This window comes from Gemmata algarum, from assembly GCF_034097035.1.
Classification (GTDB): domain Bacteria; phylum Planctomycetota; class Planctomycetia; order Gemmatales; family Gemmataceae; genus Gemmata; species Gemmata algarum.
In genome coordinates this window covers 10,596-28,671 of the sequence record NZ_JAXBLV010000196.1, presented here as the reverse complement: position 1 = coordinate 28,671, position 18,076 = coordinate 10,596, and the positions used below count along the sequence as shown (strand labels likewise).

At 68.2% G+C, this 18,076-nt stretch carries 12 protein-coding genes; 4 read left to right on the top strand and 8 right to left on the bottom strand.

Features of this window, described 5'->3' with window-relative positions; all coding sequences use genetic code 11:
* Positions 1–57: 57 nt before the first annotated feature.
* The 4 genes from R5W23_RS20780 to R5W23_RS20765 all read right to left on the bottom strand — a co-directional run bounded on the left by R5W23_RS20780 (position 58) and on the right by R5W23_RS20765 (position 8,206).
* Positions 58–1,680 carry an amidophosphoribosyltransferase gene (locus R5W23_RS20780; RefSeq protein WP_261185722.1) on the bottom strand — a complete coding sequence of 541 codons (1,623 nt, stop codon included), beginning with the start codon at positions 1,678–1,680 and terminating at the stop codon, positions 58–60.
* A 374-nt stretch (positions 1,681–2,054) separates the two neighbouring features.
* Positions 2,055–3,137, bottom strand: coding sequence for a hypothetical protein (locus tag R5W23_RS20775; protein WP_320687940.1), 1,083 nt, complete (start codon positions 3,135–3,137; stop codon positions 2,055–2,057).
* A 789-nt stretch (positions 3,138–3,926) separates the two neighbouring features.
* Positions 3,927–5,960 (bottom strand): methyl-accepting chemotaxis protein, encoded by a 2,034-nt coding sequence (locus R5W23_RS20770; protein WP_320687939.1) that lies wholly within the window; start codon positions 5,958–5,960, stop codon positions 3,927–3,929.
* A gap of 260 nt (positions 5,961–6,220) precedes the next feature.
* The gene (locus R5W23_RS20765) at positions 6,221–8,206 is read right to left on the bottom strand and encodes a methyl-accepting chemotaxis protein (RefSeq protein WP_320687938.1); all 1,986 of its coding nucleotides are present in this window, start codon (positions 8,204–8,206) and stop codon (positions 6,221–6,223) included.
* 429 nt (positions 8,207–8,635) lie between these two features.
* Here R5W23_RS20765 and R5W23_RS20760 point away from each other — a divergent pair, with 429 nt between their 5' ends.
* Complete coding sequence (locus R5W23_RS20760; protein WP_261185718.1) at positions 8,636–8,938, top strand: hypothetical protein; 303 nt, start codon at positions 8,636–8,638, stop codon at positions 8,936–8,938.
* A gap of 297 nt (positions 8,939–9,235) precedes the next feature.
* On the top strand, positions 9,236–9,688 hold the full coding sequence (locus tag R5W23_RS20755) for a hypothetical protein (RefSeq protein ID WP_320687937.1): 453 nt from the start codon (positions 9,236–9,238) through the stop codon (positions 9,686–9,688).
* Positions 9,689–9,782: 94 nt separating this feature from the next.
* Here the strand turns inward: R5W23_RS20755 and R5W23_RS20750 are convergent, their stop codons facing one another.
* Positions 9,783–10,814, bottom strand: coding sequence for a 3-keto-disaccharide hydrolase (locus R5W23_RS20750; protein ID WP_320687936.1), 1,032 nt, complete (start codon positions 10,812–10,814; stop codon positions 9,783–9,785).
* Positions 10,815–10,953: 139 nt separating this feature from the next.
* On the opposite strand from R5W23_RS20750, the gene R5W23_RS20745 reads away from it, so the two are divergent.
* A complete protein-coding gene (locus R5W23_RS20745) occupies positions 10,954–11,421 on the top strand; it encodes a hypothetical protein (protein ID WP_320687935.1) in 468 nt (155 codons plus the stop codon).
* 223 nt (positions 11,422–11,644) lie between these two features.
* On the opposite strand, the gene R5W23_RS20740 is transcribed toward R5W23_RS20745, so the two are convergent.
* The 3 genes from R5W23_RS20740 to R5W23_RS20730 form a co-directional block, all read right to left on the bottom strand.
* Positions 11,645–12,208: a translation initiation factor gene (locus tag R5W23_RS20740; protein ID WP_261185713.1), complete on the bottom strand. Its 564-nt coding sequence runs from the start codon at positions 12,206–12,208 to the stop codon at positions 11,645–11,647.
* Between the two features lie 35 nt (positions 12,209–12,243).
* On the bottom strand, positions 12,244–13,563 hold the full coding sequence (locus R5W23_RS20735) for a prolipoprotein diacylglyceryl transferase family protein (RefSeq protein ID WP_320687934.1): 1,320 nt from the start codon (positions 13,561–13,563) through the stop codon (positions 12,244–12,246).
* 102 nt (positions 13,564–13,665) lie between these two features.
* The gene (locus R5W23_RS20730; RefSeq protein WP_320687933.1) at positions 13,666–14,640 is read right to left on the bottom strand and encodes an AAA family ATPase; all 975 of its coding nucleotides are present in this window, start codon (positions 14,638–14,640) and stop codon (positions 13,666–13,668) included.
* A gap of 316 nt (positions 14,641–14,956) precedes the next feature.
* On the opposite strand from R5W23_RS20730, the gene R5W23_RS20725 reads away from it, so the two are divergent.
* Positions 14,957–18,046: an alpha/beta hydrolase family protein gene (locus tag R5W23_RS20725; RefSeq protein WP_320687932.1), complete on the top strand. Its 3,090-nt coding sequence runs from the start codon at positions 14,957–14,959 to the stop codon at positions 18,044–18,046.
* The last annotated feature ends 30 nt before the right edge of the window (positions 18,047–18,076 follow it).

Genomic DNA, 18,076 nt, shown 5'->3' with positions numbered 1-18,076 from the left:
AGCAAATGACGTGTGGCTTTGTGACTTGCCGGCCTGACGACGTTTGACCCAAACCCCTTACGTCCGCCCGGCGTCGGTCACCGAACACATGAGCGGTTCCGGCGGGCGCTCGTAGGTGCGGCCCGAGTCCCCGCCGGTGGCGTGGTTCCGAAGGGAGAGCTGGTACATCTGCTCGCCGGCCGCGGTCGGGTAGTCGCCGGTGAGGCACGCCCGGCACAGCCGCTCGGCCGGCAGGTCGATGCACCGCGCCACGGCGTCAACCGGGAGGTAGAACAGCGAGTCCGCGCCCAGCGCCTTGGCCATCGCGTCCTGTTCCGCCACCGTCGGCACCTTCGCGGACATGAACTTCGGCGCGAACAGCTCTTTCACGGTGCTCATGTCGATGCCGTAGAAGCACGGCGTCAGGATCGGCGGGCACGCGACCCGCACGTGCACCTCGGCCACGCCGCCCTGCTCGCGCAGGTGCCGCAGCAGGCTCTGGAGGGTGGTGCTGCGGACGATCGAGTCCTCGACCAACAGCACCTTCTTGCCCTGGAGCACCTCCGGCAGCGGGGTGAACTTCAGCTTCACCTTGTCGGCGCGGTTGCCGCCCTCGATGAACGTGCGGCCGATGTAGCGGTTGCGGATCAGCCCCTCGACGCTCGGGATGCCGAGCGCGAACGCCATCGCGTCGGCCGCCGCCTTGCCGGTGTCGGGCACCGGCACCACCACCGTCTCGGCCGGGTCGAGCGGCACGCGCCCGAGGGCCAGCTCCTGCTTCGCCAGCTCCTGCCCCAGCCGCGAGCGGCTCAGGTACACGCTCCGGTCGTCCAGGGTGCTGGCCACGTTGGCGAAGTAGATCCACTCGAAGAAGCAGTGCGCCGTCCGCTTGCTCTCCGCGAACCGGTGGACGCTGAGCTCGCCGTTCTGGATCAGGATCAGCTCGCCGGGCGCGAGCGACTTGATGCTGGTGCGCTTGAACCCGAGGTTCTGGAGGGCGACGCTCTCGCTGGCGGCGCCGAACAGCGGGCCGTCCTGGGCGTACACCAGCGGCCGGATGCCGACCGGGTCCCGCAGGACCACCATGTCCCCCATCGCGTTCAGGAACGTGAGGTTGTACGCGCCGTCGAACTTGGCCCCGAGCCGGCGGAACACCTCGACGAGGTCCGGCCGGTCGTCCGCGCGCATCTCATGCGCGAGGTAGTGCATGATGACTTCGGTGTCGTTGTCGCGGGTGAGGTGGTAGTCGTGGTTCTGGAGGAGCTGGTTGCGGAGGTCGGCGAAGTTGGTGAGCTGGCCGTTGAACGCGAACGCGAACCACTTCCACTTGCACCCGTGCCGCCGCTCGAACGGCTGGGCGTAGGCCCGGGTCTGGCCGCCGCAGGTGGCGTACCGGGTGTGCCCGATCGCGGCCCGCCCGGCGAAGTCCTCCATGATGCTCGCGTACTTGGACGGCTCGTTGATCCGAAACGCCTCGATGACGGTGCCGGTGTCCTTGTAGGTGTCGATGAGCTTGTCGCGGTCCGGGTTGTAGGTGGCCATGCCCGCGGCGAGCTGGCCGCGGTTCTGAAGGTCGAGCAGCATCCGGGGCATCAGGCGCGACACCTGATCCGGCGCGCCGGTCCACACGGACGACTTCTCTCCGTGCTGGGGGAGGTAATACAACGCCGCCACGCCACATTCGTGGTGCAACTCGTCCATGTCACCGCCGGGTAGAAAAAGAAGAGCTGGGCGTGCGTCCCACGGATCAGAATATAGGTCGGTGTGGGTTTCGTGAACAATCGCAGTCCGCGACTTCACCGACGCATTTTGCCTGGAGCAGAACGCCCGCACCGGGTTGGATGACGGCGCGAACCTGCGCGATTCCGCCGGGCAACGGGCGAAGACAAATCGCCCACAGAACGCAGAAGAGTAATGGGCGCGAGCCCGCACAAAAGGGAGCGAGAAACCCGAGGCCGCAGGGTAAGTTCAACCGCATCCCCCGACTTTCCTTGTTCTGCGCCCGTTGCACGTTGTCGCGATCGTCACTGTTCTGCCTTACTCTACTCGTGCCTTGTTGCGGCCTTTCACCTTCTTCAATCCGTCCCGCTGCGGAACCCGCGCATACCCTCCGGGGCCAGCGGTTGAAACAGCGACCCGCCGAGCCACCCGCCGACGAGCCCGGCCAAGACGACACCCATGAGTGCCCCGGCGACCGCGGCGGGCTCGGTCGGCGCCAACTCGCCCAGCGACAGCTTGTCGAGCCAGAACGCGACCGGCACGAGCGCCTCCCCGCGGGCCGCGGTCGCGCCGAGCACGCCCACCCCGGCGATGCCGCCCGCCAGCAGCCCGTGGCGGGTCCCGGCGCCGGTGTTCGCGCCCGCCAGCCCCGCCCCGCCCAGCAGCCCGAGCATCGCGACCTGCCAGGTGATGAACCGGGCCTGCCCCACGGTGCCCACCTTCAGCGCCCCATCGGAATACCGTTGGGCGCCCTTCCGCACCTGATCGGCGCACGCCACCGACGCCACCATCAGGGCCGCCCCGACGAGCACCCGCGCCCAGGCGGTCGGGCGCCCGGAGCCCTCCGGGGGCGCGACCGCGAACCGCAGCGAGCTGAGCTTGTGCCGGTCCGGGACCGGCATGTCGAGGGCCGGCACCGCGCCCCACACCCGGGTCGCGAACACGCCCGCCACCCCGCCCACCGCGACCAGCACCAGCGGTTGCAGGTACAGCACGAGGTCGCGGGCCGGCGCCCCGGCCACCAGTTCGGCCCCGAGGAACAGCGCGCCGCACACCGCGCCGACGGTGGCGCCGAACACGAACCCGCCCATCCGCCCGGCCGCCGCCAGCACCGCTCCGAAGATTACGGTGACGATCTGCAACCCGCCCACCACCAGCAGCCCGTCGAACGAGTTCCACAGCGCGTCGGGCTCGGGGTGCGCGGCCAGCACCACGCCCATCGCGAGCTTCCGCAGGCCGAGGTACAGCCCCAGCGCGAGCACCGCCCCCGCCACCACCCGCCCGAGCGGCGTGGGCGCCGGCGGCTCCGGGGCCGGTTCCAGCGGCACCGGCGCGACGGCCGCGGTGGCCTCGTGCGGCAGGAGGAGCAGCCCGCCGCACCGGGGGCACCGCTGCGTGCCGGCGTGCGCGGCCTGGCACTTCGGGCAGAACAGTTGCATGACGGGTCGTACCGGTGGTGCCAGAGGTCCCGGTTTCAGTCTAGAATAAAAAATGCGCCCCGGTTCACTTCAGTCAGTGGCCCCCTCTCGCCACGCGGGCCGACGCCCGCCCGATACCTGAACCCACCTGCGATATCGCTTTCTTGACGAACGACCGCCCGGGAGCGGGGCACGAACGCGCAATGGGGACGCGAAGGCCGTTTTTGACAGGATCGACAGGATGAACAGGATTGAAAATTGATCGGTCTTCATCCTGTTCATCCTGTCGATCCTGTCAAAAACGGCCTTCCGAAGCGTGCGCCCCACGCGGGCTGCAAAAAGCCACCCGCTCTCGTACACATGACCGATAGTCGTATATGAGCCCCGGAAAGAGGTCACGCACGTGTGGCGCACGCCGGCCGCCGCTCACCACAGGCCGCGTCCGGGCCACGGGCGGGGAACGGGCCGAAGCGTTTGGCAGCCGAAGATGATAATTCAGTAATTTCCCCGACAGACTCTCTCCCCCTAACAGACTTAATATTGCATCTAGCCCACGCCCGGTGCCAGGGGCGCAGGCCGGAGTACCAGATCGAGTCGCCGGCCGCTGTCATGGGATTAGGCGTGAGTGCCCTGCGGATGTCTCCCGCGACCGCGCCAGCCGGTGCGCCTCCGCCATCGCGCGGGGCGGCGCCGGCCTCCGCCCGACCGGCCGGGCACAAGGCGCAAGCCAGCCGGCTCATCAAAACACACGTGGCCCCGGGCTCGCCCCCGGGGCCGTCTTCGGTTCGTGTTCCGTTCGTCCGTCACGGATCAGAAATCACTGAACCCGTCACCCCCGAGCGAATCCAACTCGCTCCCGCTGCCACCGCCGCTACGGCTCTGGCTGTTGAAGGCCTTAGAAACAGCCGGCCGGGGTTTGGGTGAGGTCGCCTTTCGCCCCGTCCGAGCGGAACGGGGCGGGTTGTGACCGGCACCCAGCTTGAACCGGCTCACGAGGTCGCGGAGCTGGCCCGCCTGATCCGTCAGCGCCTGGGCGGTGGCGCTCATCTCCTCGGTCTGGCTCGCGTTCCGCTGGGTCACGCCGTCCATCTGGCTCACCGCCTTATTCACCTGATCGATGCCGGTGGACTGTTCCTTACTGGCCGCCGCCATCTCGGTCACGATGTCTGTCACCCGCTTCACGCTGGTCACGATCTCGGCCAGCGTGTCGCCCGACTTGTTCACCAGTTCCGTGCCGGCCTCGACCTTCTTCACGCTGTCCTGGATCAGACCCTTGATCTCCTTGGCCGCGGTGGCACTGCGCTGGGCCAGGTTCCGCACCTCCGTCGCCACCACCGCGAACCCCCGCCCTTGCTCCCCCGCCCGGGCCGCTTCAACGGCGGCGTTGAGAGCCAAGAGGTTTGTCTGGAACGCGATCTCGTCGATCGTCGTGATGATCTCCGCGATCTTCTTGGATGCCCCGTTGATCTCGCCCATCGCCTCGACGGCGCCGCTCACCACGGCGCCGCCCCGCTCGGCCACCTCCTTGGACCCGCTCGCCAACTGCCGGGCCTGCTGGGCGTTGTCCGCACTCTGCTTGACCGTGGCCGTGATCTCCTGCAACGAGCTGGCCGTCTCCTCCAGGCTCGACGCCTGCTCCTGCGCACCCGACGAGATCTCCTCGCTGGCACTGGACAACTGGCTGCTCGCGTCGGCCAACTGCACGGATACCTCCCGCACCCCCTCCATCGCCGTCCGCACGCTCACCACCGCCTCGTTCAGGGACCGCGCCATCTGACCCATGTCGTCGGACCCCAGGTCCGGCACCGAGGCCGTGAAGTCACCCGCCGCCAGCGCCTGAATAGTCGCCTGGATGGCCTTCACCTTCTGTTGCAACTCGGTTGCCGCGGCCCGCTCGCGCTCCAAATGCGCGGCCGCCGCGGTCTGCTCGCGCTCCAATCGCTCCCGCTCGGCCGCGGCCTCGCGCTGGAGGCGGCGGGCCTCGGCCTCGGCGCGCGCCTGGTCCGCCTCCTTGGCGGCGCGCAGGGCGGCGATGGTCGTGTTGAGCGCGGCGGCCAGGCGCCCGACCTCATCCCGGGTGTCGGCGGCGGCGTACCGCGACAGGTCTCCCCGGCTCGCCGCCTCGAGTACCGTGACGCAGTCGGCGAGGGGGCGGGCGATCACGCGCCCCACGCCCAGCCCAATCACGATGCTCAACGCGGCGGCGGCCAGGGTGCAGGCCCGGAGCGCCGACTGGACCTCGTCTACGACCGCGTTGCCGTCCTCGTTGATGTCCTTGGCCACCTCGGCCACGGTCTTCACAAGCTCGTCCATGCTGGCGGTCGCGGCGTCGAACTTCTGGTCCCCGTCGGCCACCGCCGCCGCGACCGCCTCGGCCCGGCGCGCGCGGTCCTTGTCGCCGGCCGCCCAGTAGTCGCGGATCGCCCCCACCGTGCGGTCCGCGGCGGCGAAGTAGGCGTCCATCGCGGCCCGCACCTTGTCCAGGTCCGTGCGCTCGTCCCGGCCGCTCCGCGAGGTGCGCAACACGGTCGCGGCGTACGCGCTCAGCCCGTCGGTGATCTGCTTGCGGTGCGGGGTCTGCTCGTCAACGAGCCGCTCGGCCGTGTGCCGGTCCTTCGCGGTCGCGGCCCGCGCCACTCCGTTCCGGTAGCGGGACAGGTTGACGGACGATTTGGCCAGGTCGGTCCCGGCCACGGTGTAGTCGGCGTACAAAATCCCCATGCGCTCGCGGGACTGGGAGAGCCCGTTCGATCCCAGGGCGCCGCTCGCCACTACGGCCGCGCAGACCGCGGCAAAGCTGAGCAGAAGTTTGGTCGCGACCGAGCGGTCCAGGAACCATTTCATGCGTCACTCGTTTCGTAATACGCGGTCGCTCGACCGGTGGCGGAGGAGGAACGAAGCGTGGCTCGCGATTGTTGGACGCAGGGAGTGTCGGACTTCCCCCGACATGTATATCGTAAGATGATCGTGCGGATTTTCCATCTATTATCCGGCTCCCCCGACCGTCCGTACTCGGAACGGAGGCGCCGGAGCCGGTTGAAAGGGGAGAGGTTTGCTCAGAGCGTTGCGGCGCCCGGTCCATCGGGCGCCGCATGACCGCAGTGTTAGAAGTCGCTGAACCCGTCGCCCATCGCGTCCAGCTCGTGTCCCCCTCCGTGCCCGTTCCCGTTGCTGCTACGCTTGAGCGCCTTGGACACCGCCGGCCGCGGCTTCGGCCCCGCCGGCCGCTTCGCCGGACGAGATGCCGGGGCCGACCCGCCGTGACTCAGCTTGAACCGGCTCACCAAGTCCCGGAGCTGGCCCGCCTGATCCGTGAGGGACTGAGCGGTGGCGCTCATCTCCTCGGTCTGGCTCGCGTTCCGCTGGGTCACGCTGTCCATCTGCGAGACCGCCTTGTTCACCTGCTCGATGCCACTCGACTGCTCCTTACTGGCCGCCGCCATCTCGGTCACGATGTCCGTCACCCGCTTCACGCTGGTGACGATCTCGGCCAGCGTGTCACCCGACTTGTTCACCAGCTCCGTGCCCGCGTCCACCTTCTTCACCGAGTCCTGGATCAGACCCTTGATCTCCTTCGCCGCCGTGGCACTCCGCTGGGCCAGGTTCCGCACCTCCGTCGCTACCACCGCGAACCCCCGCCCCTGCTCACCCGCCCGCGCCGCCTCCACCGCCGCGTTCAGCGCCAGCAGGTTGGTCTGGAACGCGATCTCGTCGATCGTCGTGATGATGTCCGCGATCTTCTTGCTCGACGCGTTGATCTCGCTCATCGCCTCGACGGCACCGCTCACCACGGCGCCGCCCCGCTCGGCCACCTCCTTGGAACCGCTCGCCAACTGCCGCGCCTGCTGGGCGTTGTCCGCACTCTGCTTCACCGTCGCCGTGATCTCCTGCAACGAGCTGGCCGTCTCTTCCAGGCTGCTGGCCTGCTCCTGAGCCCCGGACGAGATCTCCTCGCTGGCGCTGGACAACTGGCCGCTCGCGTCGGCCAATTGCACGGACACCTCCCGTACCCCCTCCATCGCGGTCCGCACGCTCACTACCGCTTGGTTCAAGGAGCGGGCCATCTGGCCCACGTTGTCGGTCCCCAGGTCCGGAATGGTCACCGTGAAGTCACCCGCCGCCAGTGCGTCCACCCCCGCCTGGATCGCTTCGACCTTGCGCTGCAACTCGGCCGCCGCAGCCGCCTCCTGCTCGGACCGGGCGCGCACCGCCGCGGCCTCCCGCTCGTGCCGCTCCCGCTCGGCCGCGGCCTCCCGGTCGGCTCGCTCTTTCTCCCGCGCGGCCTGCACGCGCTCGGCCTCCTTGGCCGCCCGAATCGATTCGGTGGCCGTGTTCAGCGCGGCGGCCAGGCGCCCCAGCTCGTCGTGGGTGTGGATCTCGGCCCGCTGGGACAGGTCCCCCTTGGCGGTGCATTCCAGCACCTCGACGCAGCGGTTAAGCGGTTGGGTGATCATGCGCGCGATCACGTAGCCCAGCAGCACCCCGCCCGCGACGCCGCCGACGGTCAGCGCCATCATCGTCTGGCGTGCCGAGCGGTACGTTTCCACGTTTTCCTCATACGACTGCTGGCTCACCTTGAACTTGGTGTCGCGCAGCGCGCTCATACCGGCTACCAGTTTGCCTGCTCCGCTCACACTGGATTCCAGGACCGCGAGGGCTTCCTCGTCCTTGCCCGCCTCGGCCAGATCGTTCGCCTGGCCGAGGCGGGAGGCCCACTCCGGCAGATGCGTGCGGGTGTCGGCCAGTTTCTGCTTGGCCTCGGGAGTTATGAAGTACTGGTCCATCTGACCCATCTGGGCTTGGGCGTCGCGCAGGTACTGGCGGGTTTGGGCGGCCCTCTCGCGGCGGTCTTCGGGGCGCTTGGCGAGTAAGGTCATGCGCACCCCGCGGCCGGCCAGCGCGACGGTCGTGCTCAGTTCGTCCGCGGCGTGCAGCCCCTTGAGGTGCTTCTCGTACAGCACTTCGGTGTTGCCCGCCATGTCCTTCATCGCGGATGTCGCGGTGGCGCTCAGTACGGCCATCATCAGCGCCAGGGCCGCAAACCCGCTAATGAGTTTGGTCGCGGTGCCGAGATTCTGGAACCATTTCACGGGCAACTCCTGCGTTCGAATTGCAGAGGCTTGGGGCGGAGGGCGAGCCGCGACGCGGCGGCGCAACACGCCCTGGTCATGGCGTGAGAAGGGACGTGTGCGTCAGGCATTTCCCGGCATTATCGGGAGCCATCGTCCGGATTTGCCATTCTTGAAATGTTTCCGCTGTGCCGCGTACTTGTGACACTACAACAGGCATTTCCCGGCATTATCGGGAGCCATCGTCCGGATTTGCCATTCTTGAAATGTTTCCGCTGTGCCGCGTACTTGTGACACTACAAGATGTTAAGTTTATTCACATACACGTTATTAAGTTCGGTGTGGGGGTAATTTTTATCGGGCGAGCTTGTCGCGGGGAAGAATCGGGTTTACAGTACAGCAACTCGCAGTTTCACGCTCTCACTCTTACTCTCCGTACGGGGCAAGCCCATGCCTCTCACGCACCTGCGCGACCAAGTTCGCACGCTGGCCGACGAGTTCGTACACACGGCCGAGTTCACCGGCCCGCGGGCCGCGGCCAACGTGGCCGCCCTCTGGAGCCTCGTTCTGCTCCAATCGTTCCCCGCGTCCCCGCCGCCGTGCCGGTGCCTTCGGATGCTGTCGGCCGCGCGCGGGCGCCCGGCCACCGGTGCCGATGTGCTCCAGGTTTTATCGAGCGAGTGCTACGTACCACCGCCGGTGGCGGAGATCATTTTCCGCACCTTCGGCGGTCCCTGCCTGCGCGCCGGATGACAACCACACGGGGTGTGGCGTTCATCGAGTCTGGGCGCGTACAGCCGTTCCGGGCGGACCGCCGCCGGCCCGCGAGCGGGCGGACACGGTTCCGAAGGTTCGCCGCCGCACAGCGCACTCGAAGCCATCGGATGCGGCGTGACGCCCGTTGGCGACGACCTGTGCGCACCGGTCCTTTACGGTACACCTGTGGCAGTCCTTAAAATCGCCAGCCGCGGCCGACGAATTGTTGGACGCGCCGCTCGCGTTCCGGTACTGTGCCGGTGCGCTGCCACTTCTCCGCTGGAAAGGTCCGCCATGCGCATGTTCGCCGCCGCTCTGACGCTCGCGCTCGCCGCGCCGGTGTTCGCCGCCGACAAGAACGAAGACAAGGCCAAGGAGACCGCAATCGCGTTCCTGAAGGCCGTCAAGGCCAAGGACGCCGACGCGGTGCTAAAGGTCTCGGCCGTGCCGTTCGCACACAAGGAGGGCGACGACGTGTCTCTCCTCAAGGACGCCGCCGAACTCAAGAAGTGGGTCAAGGAGCGGCTTGAACAGGTGGACGCCGACAAGGTGCCGACCGAGTTGGACGCGCTCCACCCGTTCGCCGAGGTGAAAGAGAAAATCAAGGACGAGAAGCAGCGGAAGCAGTTGGAAGAACTCGCGGGCAAGGAGGCATTTGTCGGCGTGATTTCGGTTGACGGGAATACGATCACGCTTCTCGTCCGCATCAAGGACGGCAAGGCGGCCGTCGTCGGCGCCGGGCACTGACCCGCCCCCTCGATGTCGGTCGCCTTCGGTGCTCGCGAAGGGGGGCGCCGCAAACGAACCGGCGCCGCCCTGTCTTGCCCTCCGCCCGCGGCGGTCACTTCACCTCAACCACCCACACGTTGCGGAACACGACCGGGTCGCCGTGGTTCTGGAACTGGAACGGCCCCGGCTCGGCCGTTTCCTTCTGGCCGCCCGGGCACTCCTTCGGGAACTCGATGTTGTCGTGGATTTTCACGCCGTTGTGGTACACGGTGGCGCGGCCGTTCTTGGTCTTCTTCCCGTCGGCCCCGAACGCCGCCGGGGTGAACTCGATGTCGTAGGTCTGCCACACCAGCGGCGGCAGGCACATGTTCACCAGCGGCCTGTGCTGCGTGTAGATGCCGCCGCACTCGTTGTTCTCGCCCGCGAGCCCGAAGCTGTCGAGCACCTGGCACTCGTACCGGTTCTGGAAGTACACGCCGCTGTTCCCGCGGCCCTGGCCGGTGCTGTTCGGCATCCACGGTAGCCGGAACTCGACGTGCGCCTTGAACGCGCCGAACTTCTGCTTGCTCGTTACGCCCACGTCGAGGAACTTGCCGTCGGAGAGCGTGACCAGCTTCCCGCCGTTCCAGTTCTTCTCGTCCCCCTCGCCGCCGAACAGAACGACGGCCCCGGCCGGCGCCTTCTCGCCCAGCGTCTTCGACTTGCGCTCCACCTTCTTGAGAACGCCACTGCTCCCGCTTCCGTCAACGGCGAACGTGCCTTCGCCGATGACGGCCGTCACCGTCTTGTCACCGGTTTTCAGGGTCGCGACCGTCTTACCGTTCTTCGTTTCGGCGGTGCCGGCGAGAACGGACTTGCCGTCCCAACCCGCTCCGGGCAGCCCGCCCACAAACATTTTGACAGCAAACGCCCCGTCGCCTTTTGCGATCACCTGGACGCCCACGCCGCCGCCGTTGGGTACCGTCCCCTCGTACTCGCCCTGGACGGCGAAGTCGGGATCTTTCACCGCCTCTTTCGGCTCGTTGATCGCGATGCGAGCCTTCTTTTTGGGCGGGTCTTTCTTGTCCTGGGCCGCCGCGTCCGGAGAGCCGGCGGCAACGGCGAGGCCCGCGGCGAGCAGGCCGGCGAGGAACGAGCGTAACATGAACTGCACCTGGGAGGGATTGGGGGCGGGGACCGCACGGGCGGCACGCCAATTCTCGCGACCGCGGCCGGCGCGTCAATGGGCGGGTGCCCCGGGGCCGAACTTCCGTTGCCCGGCGCGCCGGGATAAAGTGGTGCTCATGGAACCGACGCACGACGAAGTGACCGCCTACCACGAGGCGGGGCACGCGGTGATCGCGCTGGCGCTGGGCCGCACCATCCACAAGGTGACCGTGCTCCCCAACCGCGAGCGGCTGGGCGAGGTGCGCTTCACGAAAGGCGCGGCCAAGCCCACCGACGACTGGGTGGAGCGCGAGATCCTCATCGCGCTCGGCGGGCTGGCCGCGGAGGCCCGCCGCACGGGCACCTACGAGATGGACGCGGCCACCCAGGACCTACGGTTCGTGCGCCGGCTCGCCCTGGAGCGGAAGTCGGACCGGCAGGTGGAGCGGTACGAGCAGCGGATGCTCGACAAGGTCGAGTACATGCTCGCGAACGACGGGAACTGGAAGGCGGTGGAGCTGATTGTGGCGGAACTGCTGAAGCACGGCGAGATCAGCGGCCGCGCCGCCCGGCACCTGTTCGAGTTGGCCACGAAGGAAGAATGAAGAGCTATAGCCGCAAAAGGTAGAGGAGTAAGGGCCGCAAAAGAAAGCCGAAGACCAAGACAGAAGAGTAATGGCCGCAAAAAAGCACAAAAAGCACAAAAGGAAATCAAAGACAAAGCCAGGATAGCAGTGATTTAATTCACTCTTCTCTCTTAGCTCTCTGCTTACTTTTGTGCTTTTTGTGCTTTTTTGCGGCCATTACTCTTCTGTATTCTTGCGCCTCTCAGCCGCCGGCGCGTTTCACCTTGTACCCGAGCTTTTCCAGCTCCTGTTGCAGCTTGTCGCGGTGGTCGCCCTGGATCTCGATGCGCCCGTCCTTCGCGGTGCCGCCGGTGCCGCACGCGTTCTTCAGCTTCGTCGCCAGTTCCTTGAGCGCGTCCTCGGTCAGCGGCAGTTCGGACACCACCGTCACGCCCTTCCCCTTCCGGCCGGCCGTCTCGCGGCCCAGCTTCACCGTGTGAACCTTCTTCGGTGGCGGCGGGGGGGCGGGTTTCGGCTTCGGCTCCTCGTCGGTTCCGCCCAGGAGGCGCGCGATCAGGCCCGCCGCCGCGGCGTCCGGCGCGAGCGCGCCGTTCCACTTCTCGACGCGGCCCGTCCAGCCGTCGGGAACGGTGCCGTCGAGCGGCACGACCACCTCGACGCCGGTGAGGGCGGGGGGCGCGGTCGCGGCCCCGCGCCACGGCATCCCGAGGCGGCCCGCCGCCGTGTCGAAGGCCGCGACCGCGGCCCCGGCCCGCGCGCCGTCGGCGCACACGAACAGGGCGGTTCGGAAAGGCACTTTCGCCATACGGTCGCTTCTCGGTAAGCGGGACGGCAAACCGGTCACGCGCGGTCCGGCGCGTTCACCAGGGTCAGCGGCTCCGGCGGCGACGGCATCGTGAGCCGCAGGTAGACCTCGATCAGGACGGCAGCGCTGCCGATCACCACGCTGCCCCACTGCGAGAGCGTCAGCCCCCTGCCGACGTTCGGCTCGATCCGCAGCGACTCGTTGATGAACCGGTGGACCGCGTAGCCCAGCATCAGCAGCACCATCAGTTGCCCGTCGTGCCGCCGGTACGGGTAGTACGCGAGCAGCAGGAGGATGAGCAGCACCATGCTCACCGTCTCGTAGAGCTGCGTCGGGTACAGCCCGATCGTCGCCGGCACGAACGTCGGCAGCGTTTGCCGCTCGGCCCCCCGGTCCACGGTGAGGGTGAGTTCCGACTTCCCGCGGGGCCACTCGCCCACGAGGAGTTCGAGGTTGTCGCGGGTGAACGGGGTCACGTCCGCCGGCTCGGGCACGAGGCGCCGGGCGCTCACGTAGGTGTCGTACTCCGAGAACCGCACCCGCGGCTTGCCGTCCGGGGTGGTGGCGAGCTGGCCGCCCTTGTCGCGCAGCGCCTCCGCATACGCCCGCACCTTGTCGTCGTCGCCGCTCAGGTCGAGCACGATGTAGTTCGGCTCGTCGTTCACGCCGGTGACGCGGTCGCCGGGCTTCACCCCCGCCTTGTCGGCCGCCGAGCCGGCTTCCACCTTCGCCACGACCGCCCGCGGGTCGTCGTTCAGCCCGTGGGTGCGCGGCGCGAGCGTGAACCCGGTGGTGGTTTGGAGCAACTGCTCGCGGACGAGGAGCTGGCGGGCGTGGGCCGGCAGCAGCGGGAAGTGGGCGGCGCCGAGCGGCACCGGGCGGCACTCCTCGCACGCCACCTGGCCCCAGCAGCACCCGTTCAGGTAGCACCCGATGCGCCCCACCGCCAGCCCCAGCGCCAGCAGCGGCGCGACCGCGTCCGCGAGCCGCCACCCGGACACGTGCAGCTTGCGGAGCACGAACTGGTAGAAGAGCGCGTACCCGATGACCCCGCCCAGCGCGGAGCCGTAGAAAATGATCCCGCCCTCCCAGATCTTGAAGAACGCCTTCGCGAGCCCCAGCGCGCTGTGGTCCGGGAAGTGGTGCGCGTACTGGATCATGTATAGCGTGCGCGCCCCCAGGATGCCGGCCACGAACAGCCAGATCACCATGTCCTGGAACCGCTCGGGCGGCATGTCGGCGGTGCGCTTGGCCCGCCGCGATCCCCAGATGGTGACCGTGACGAAGCACACGAACAGCATCGCCCCGAACCCGTACATCGGGATGCCGGCGATCTCGAACAGCACCTGCTTCATTAGCGTTCCCTGAAGGCGCACTTCTCCCGCGCCCGTGTGGGCGCGGGCAACACCGAACCCGCCCCCGCTCGGCCGGGGTGCCCAGCCGGGGCGTCGCGCCGGCTACGGCACCGGCAACCGGTCCAGCACCTGCTTCACGAGCGCTTCGGGCCGCAGGTCTTCGGCCTCCGCCTCGAACGAGATCACCAGCCGGTGCCGCAGCACGTCCGGCGTGACCACCTTCACGTCCTCGGGGGTGACGTACCCGCGGCCCACCAGGAACGCGTGCGCCTTTGCCGCCCGGAGCAGCGAAATCGCGGCCCGCGTGCTGGCCCCGAGCTGGATGAGCCCGGCCATGTCGAGGCCGTAATCCGCCGGCTTGCGGGTCGCGCGGATCACGTCGATCAGGTACCCCTTCACCTTCGGATCGACGTATACCGAGTCCGCCGCCTGCCGCAACTCCTCCAGGTCCGTCGCGGCGAGGGCCGGGGCGACTTCGGCGCTGGCGCCCAGCCCGCCCATCCGGTCCAGAACCGCCAGTTCGTCGGCCCGGCTCGGGTAGTCGATGACCACCTTCAGCATGAACCGGTCCACCTGGGCCTCGGGCAGCGGGTACGTGCCCTCCTGCTCGATGGGGTTCTGGGTCGCGAGCACGAAGAACGGCCGCGGCACCCGCAGCGTGCTCTCGCCGATGGTGACCTGCCGCTCGGCCATCGCCTCGAGCAGCGCGCTCTGCACCTTCGCGGGGGCGCGGTTGATCTCGTCGGCCAGCACCACGTTCGCGAACACCGGCCCCTGCTTGACGGTGAACTCGCCCGTGCGCGGGTTGTAGATCTGGGTGCCGATCACGTCCGCGGGGAGCAGGTCGGGCGTGAACTGGATGCGGCTGAACTTCAGGTCCAGCGCGCCCGCCACGGTCCGCACCGCGAGCGTCTTGGCGAGCCCCGGGACGCCCTCGAGCAGCACGTGGCCGTCGGTGAGCAGCCCGATGAGCAGCGCGTCCACCAGTTTGCGCTGGCCGATGAGCACGCTCTCCACCGTTCTGTAGAACGGGTCGAGCTTCGGGCGCAGCTTCTCGATGGTCGCCGGGTCGGTCATAATTTCCTCAAGACCCCACCCGGCCCCTCCTTCCAGGGAGGGAGAGTTCGGGCACAGTACCGGTGCGTCCGGTCCGCGCCGCGGCTCCGAGGGACTTCCCCGCTCCCATGAGCGCGGGAGCGGGCGAGGGCAGGTCGCTTCGCGTCCTCCCTCCATAATACGAACGCCCGCGACCCGGGAAGCGGTCGGTACGGGTTGAACCGGCGCCGGAAATTGGGCGAGGAGGCGAAGCCGGAAAAACTGCTGGCTTTGGCGCACCTCTCCCGGTTACACCTGATTTCACCTCCTTGACACACACGCCGAGGTGTTTATTCCGATGCGCGTCCCATTTGCGTGCCCACGCGGGCCGGCCGCGGCGGTACTGGTCGGGCTGTTGCTCGCCGCCGCCGGGCAACTGTCCGCCCAGCCGACCACCAAAAAGGTGCTGACCTACGCCGAATACGACATCTGGCGGAGCGCGAGCGGCGTTTCGCTGTCTCCCGACGGGAAGTACCTCACGTACCTCGTCGGGGCAGAAGGCGCGGACGGCGAAGCGGTCGTGCGAGAAATCGCGACCGGCACCGAGCACCGGTTCGCGCGGGGCGGTGCGAGCGGCGTCGCGGCCCTCGGGACCGCCCCGCGGTTCACACCGAACGGCAAACAGGTGCTCCTGCCGCTCACCCCGACAAAGGCGCAAGTCGATAAGGCGAAAGCCGATAAGCTGAAGCTCGACGAGTACCCGAAAGCGAGCCTCGCGATCGTGAACCTCGCCACCGGTAAGGAGCAGGAGCGCATCTCCGGCGTCGGGGCGTTCCAGGTCGGCGGCGCCGACTTCGGGTTCCTGATTTACCGCAAGCCGACCGCGGCCGAGGGCGCGAAAGACAAGGACGACGCCAAACAACCGGCCGCGCCGCCTCAGCCACCCGCCAAAGGCAAGGGGCGGGGCGGGTTCTCGCCGAAGGGCGAGGGCGCGCCCGCCGGCCCGGCCAAAACGTTCGGCTCCGACCTCTTCATCCGCGACCTGTCCAGCGGGGCCACCCGCACCATCGCGGACGTGACCGAGTACAGCCTCTCGAACGACGACCTCACCCTGGTGTACACCGTTTCCTCGAAGGCCGAGGAGAAGAACGGCGTGTACACGCTGAACCCGAAGTTCGGCACCGGCGGCACGCCGCTCAAGTCCGGACCCGGGCGGTACACGAACCTGACGTGGGACGAGAAGCAGACGAAGCTGGCGTTCCTGTACGACGACAGCCAGGTGGCGCCGCCGAACCTGGCCCCGCCGCCGCGCCCCAAGGGCGGCCCGGCCGGGGCGCCCGCGGCCAGCCCGCCCCCGCCGCCGCACTACCGCGTGTTCGTGTGGGACCGCCACGCCAAGACCGAACCGCAACCGCTCACCCGCGTCCCGCTCGGGACCGTCGGCGGGCTCGGGGCCGTCACGACCGTCGGCGTGACCAGCAACCCGGTTGCGCCGGTCGCGCTGAACGAGGTCCTCAACTCCGATAGCCCCGGCATCCGCAAGGGCTGGACGCTGTCCGGCGGGGCGCTCTCCTTCTCGAACGACGGCACGAAGCTGTACCTCTCGGCCGCGCCGCCGCGCCCGCCGCAACCGGCCGCGCCCGCGGGTCCGGACGACATCCAGCTCGACATCTGGCACTGGAAGGACGCGAACATCCAGCCGATGCAGAAGCTCCGGGCGGGGGCCGACCGGGCGCGCACCTTCGGCGCGGTCGTGCTGCTCGACTCGAAGCAGTTCCGGCACCTGTCGGACGAGAACGTCACCGTGCCCATGCCCGCGGTGGGCGACTGGGCCGTCGGCACCGACGACCGCAAGTACCGGCACATGACCGGCTACGCCTCGCCGGTCCCGAGCGATTACACGCTGGTCAACGTCCGCAGCGGCGAGACCCGGCCCCTCGCGCTCGCGAGCACCGCGAACTTCTCGCTGGCCCCGGACGGCAAGCACCTGCTCTCGTTCGACGGCAAGGACTGGAGCACCGTGTCCGTGCCCGACGGGAAGAGGGTGAACCTCACCGCGAAACTGAAGGTGAAGTTCTTCGACGAGGAGTACGACTCGCCCGGCACGCCCCCGGCCTACGGCGGGGTGCAGTGGACCCCGGACGGCAAGTTCGTGCTGGTGAGCGACCGGTACGACATCTGGAAGCTCGCCGCGGACGGTTCCAGCGCCGAAAATCTCACGCAGATCGGCCGCACCCAGGGCATCCGCTTCACCGTCCTGAAGCCGCGCAGCCCGGACGACCGTAGCCCCATCGAGCGGACCACCGACCTGAGCACACCGCACCTGCTGGGGGCCGAGAACCTGAGCACCCGCGACAGCGGGTTCTTCCGCCTCGAGCCGGGGCAGGCCCCGCAGATGCTCATCATGGGGGCGCGCAACTACGGCGCGCCGACGAAGGCCAAAAACGCCGACGTGTACCTGCTCACGGTGCAAACGTTCTCGCAGTACCCGGACTACTACGTCACCGCGCCGGACTTCAACGAGCTGAAGCGGGTCACCGACATCAACCCGCAGGTGAGGGACTACAACTGGGGCCGCGCCGAACAGATCAAGTACACCAGCACCGACGGCGCGCCGCTCCAGGGCATCCTGGTGAAGCCGGAGAACTTCGACCCGTCCAAGAAGTACCCGATGGTGGTGTACATCTACGAGCGCCTTTCGGAGAACCTGCACACGTTCCGGGCGCCCAACGTGGTGCGCGGGCAGGTCATCAACCCGACGTTCTACGCCAGCAACGGCTACCTCGTGCTCATGCCCGACATCGCGTACAAGATCGGCGCGCCGGGGCAGAGCGCGATCAAGTGCGTCCTGCCCGCGATCCAGGCGGTCGCCGACAAAGGCTACGTGAACGAGAAGGCGATCGGCATCAACGGCCAGTCGTGGGGCGGGTACCAGATCGCGTACATGGTGACCCAGACGAACCGCTTTAAGGCGGCGGTGGCGGGCGCGCCGGTGGCCAACATGGTGAGCGCGTACGACGGCATCCGGTGGGGCACCGGGCTGCCGCGGCAGTTCCAGTACGAGAAGACCCAGAGCCGCATCGGCGCGACGTTGTGGGAGGCCCCGATGAAGTACATCGAGAACTCGCCGGTGTTCATGGCGGACCGGGTCGAGACCCCGCTCCTGATGATCCACAACGACCAGGACGACGCGGTGCCGTGGTACCAGGGGATCGAGTACTACCTGGCGCTGCGGCGGCTCGGGAAAGAGGTGTACCTGCTGAACTACAACGGGGAGCCGCACAACCTCGCGAAGAAGTCGGCGGCCCGCGACTTCGCGATGCGGATGTTCCAGTTCTTCGAGCACCACCTGAAGGCGCAGGCGGCCCCGCAGTGGATGGAAAAGGGGGTGCCGTTCCTCGACCGCGAGAAGGAAAAGGAGCAGTGGAAGAAGGTGTACGGGAAGTAGCGCAGACGCGAGAGGGAATCAAGGCCCGCT

Coding starts and splice junctions, on each gene's coding strand:
- R5W23_RS20770 (WP_320687939.1), bottom strand. CDS start 5,960: ATGAAATGGTTCCTGGACCGCTCGGTCGCGACCAAACTTCTGCTCAGC.
- R5W23_RS20730 (WP_320687933.1), bottom strand. CDS start 14,640: ATGACCGACCCGGCGACCATCGAGAAGCTGCGCCCGAAGCTCGACCCG.
- R5W23_RS20745 (WP_320687935.1), top strand. CDS start 10,954: ATGGAACCGACGCACGACGAAGTGACCGCCTACCACGAGGCGGGGCAC.
- R5W23_RS20750 (WP_320687936.1), bottom strand. CDS start 10,814: ATGTTACGCTCGTTCCTCGCCGGCCTGCTCGCCGCGGGCCTCGCCGTT.
- R5W23_RS20780 (WP_261185722.1), bottom strand. CDS start 1,680: ATGGACGAGTTGCACCACGAATGTGGCGTGGCGGCGTTGTATTACCTC.
- R5W23_RS20725 (WP_320687932.1), top strand. CDS start 14,957: ATGCGCGTCCCATTTGCGTGCCCACGCGGGCCGGCCGCGGCGGTACTG.
- R5W23_RS20760 (WP_261185718.1), top strand. CDS start 8,636: ATGCCTCTCACGCACCTGCGCGACCAAGTTCGCACGCTGGCCGACGAG.
- R5W23_RS20755 (WP_320687937.1), top strand. CDS start 9,236: ATGCGCATGTTCGCCGCCGCTCTGACGCTCGCGCTCGCCGCGCCGGTG.
- R5W23_RS20740 (WP_261185713.1), bottom strand. CDS start 12,208: ATGGCGAAAGTGCCTTTCCGAACCGCCCTGTTCGTGTGCGCCGACGGC.
- R5W23_RS20735 (WP_320687934.1), bottom strand. CDS start 13,563: ATGAAGCAGGTGCTGTTCGAGATCGCCGGCATCCCGATGTACGGGTTC.
- R5W23_RS20775 (WP_320687940.1), bottom strand. CDS start 3,137: ATGCAACTGTTCTGCCCGAAGTGCCAGGCCGCGCACGCCGGCACGCAG.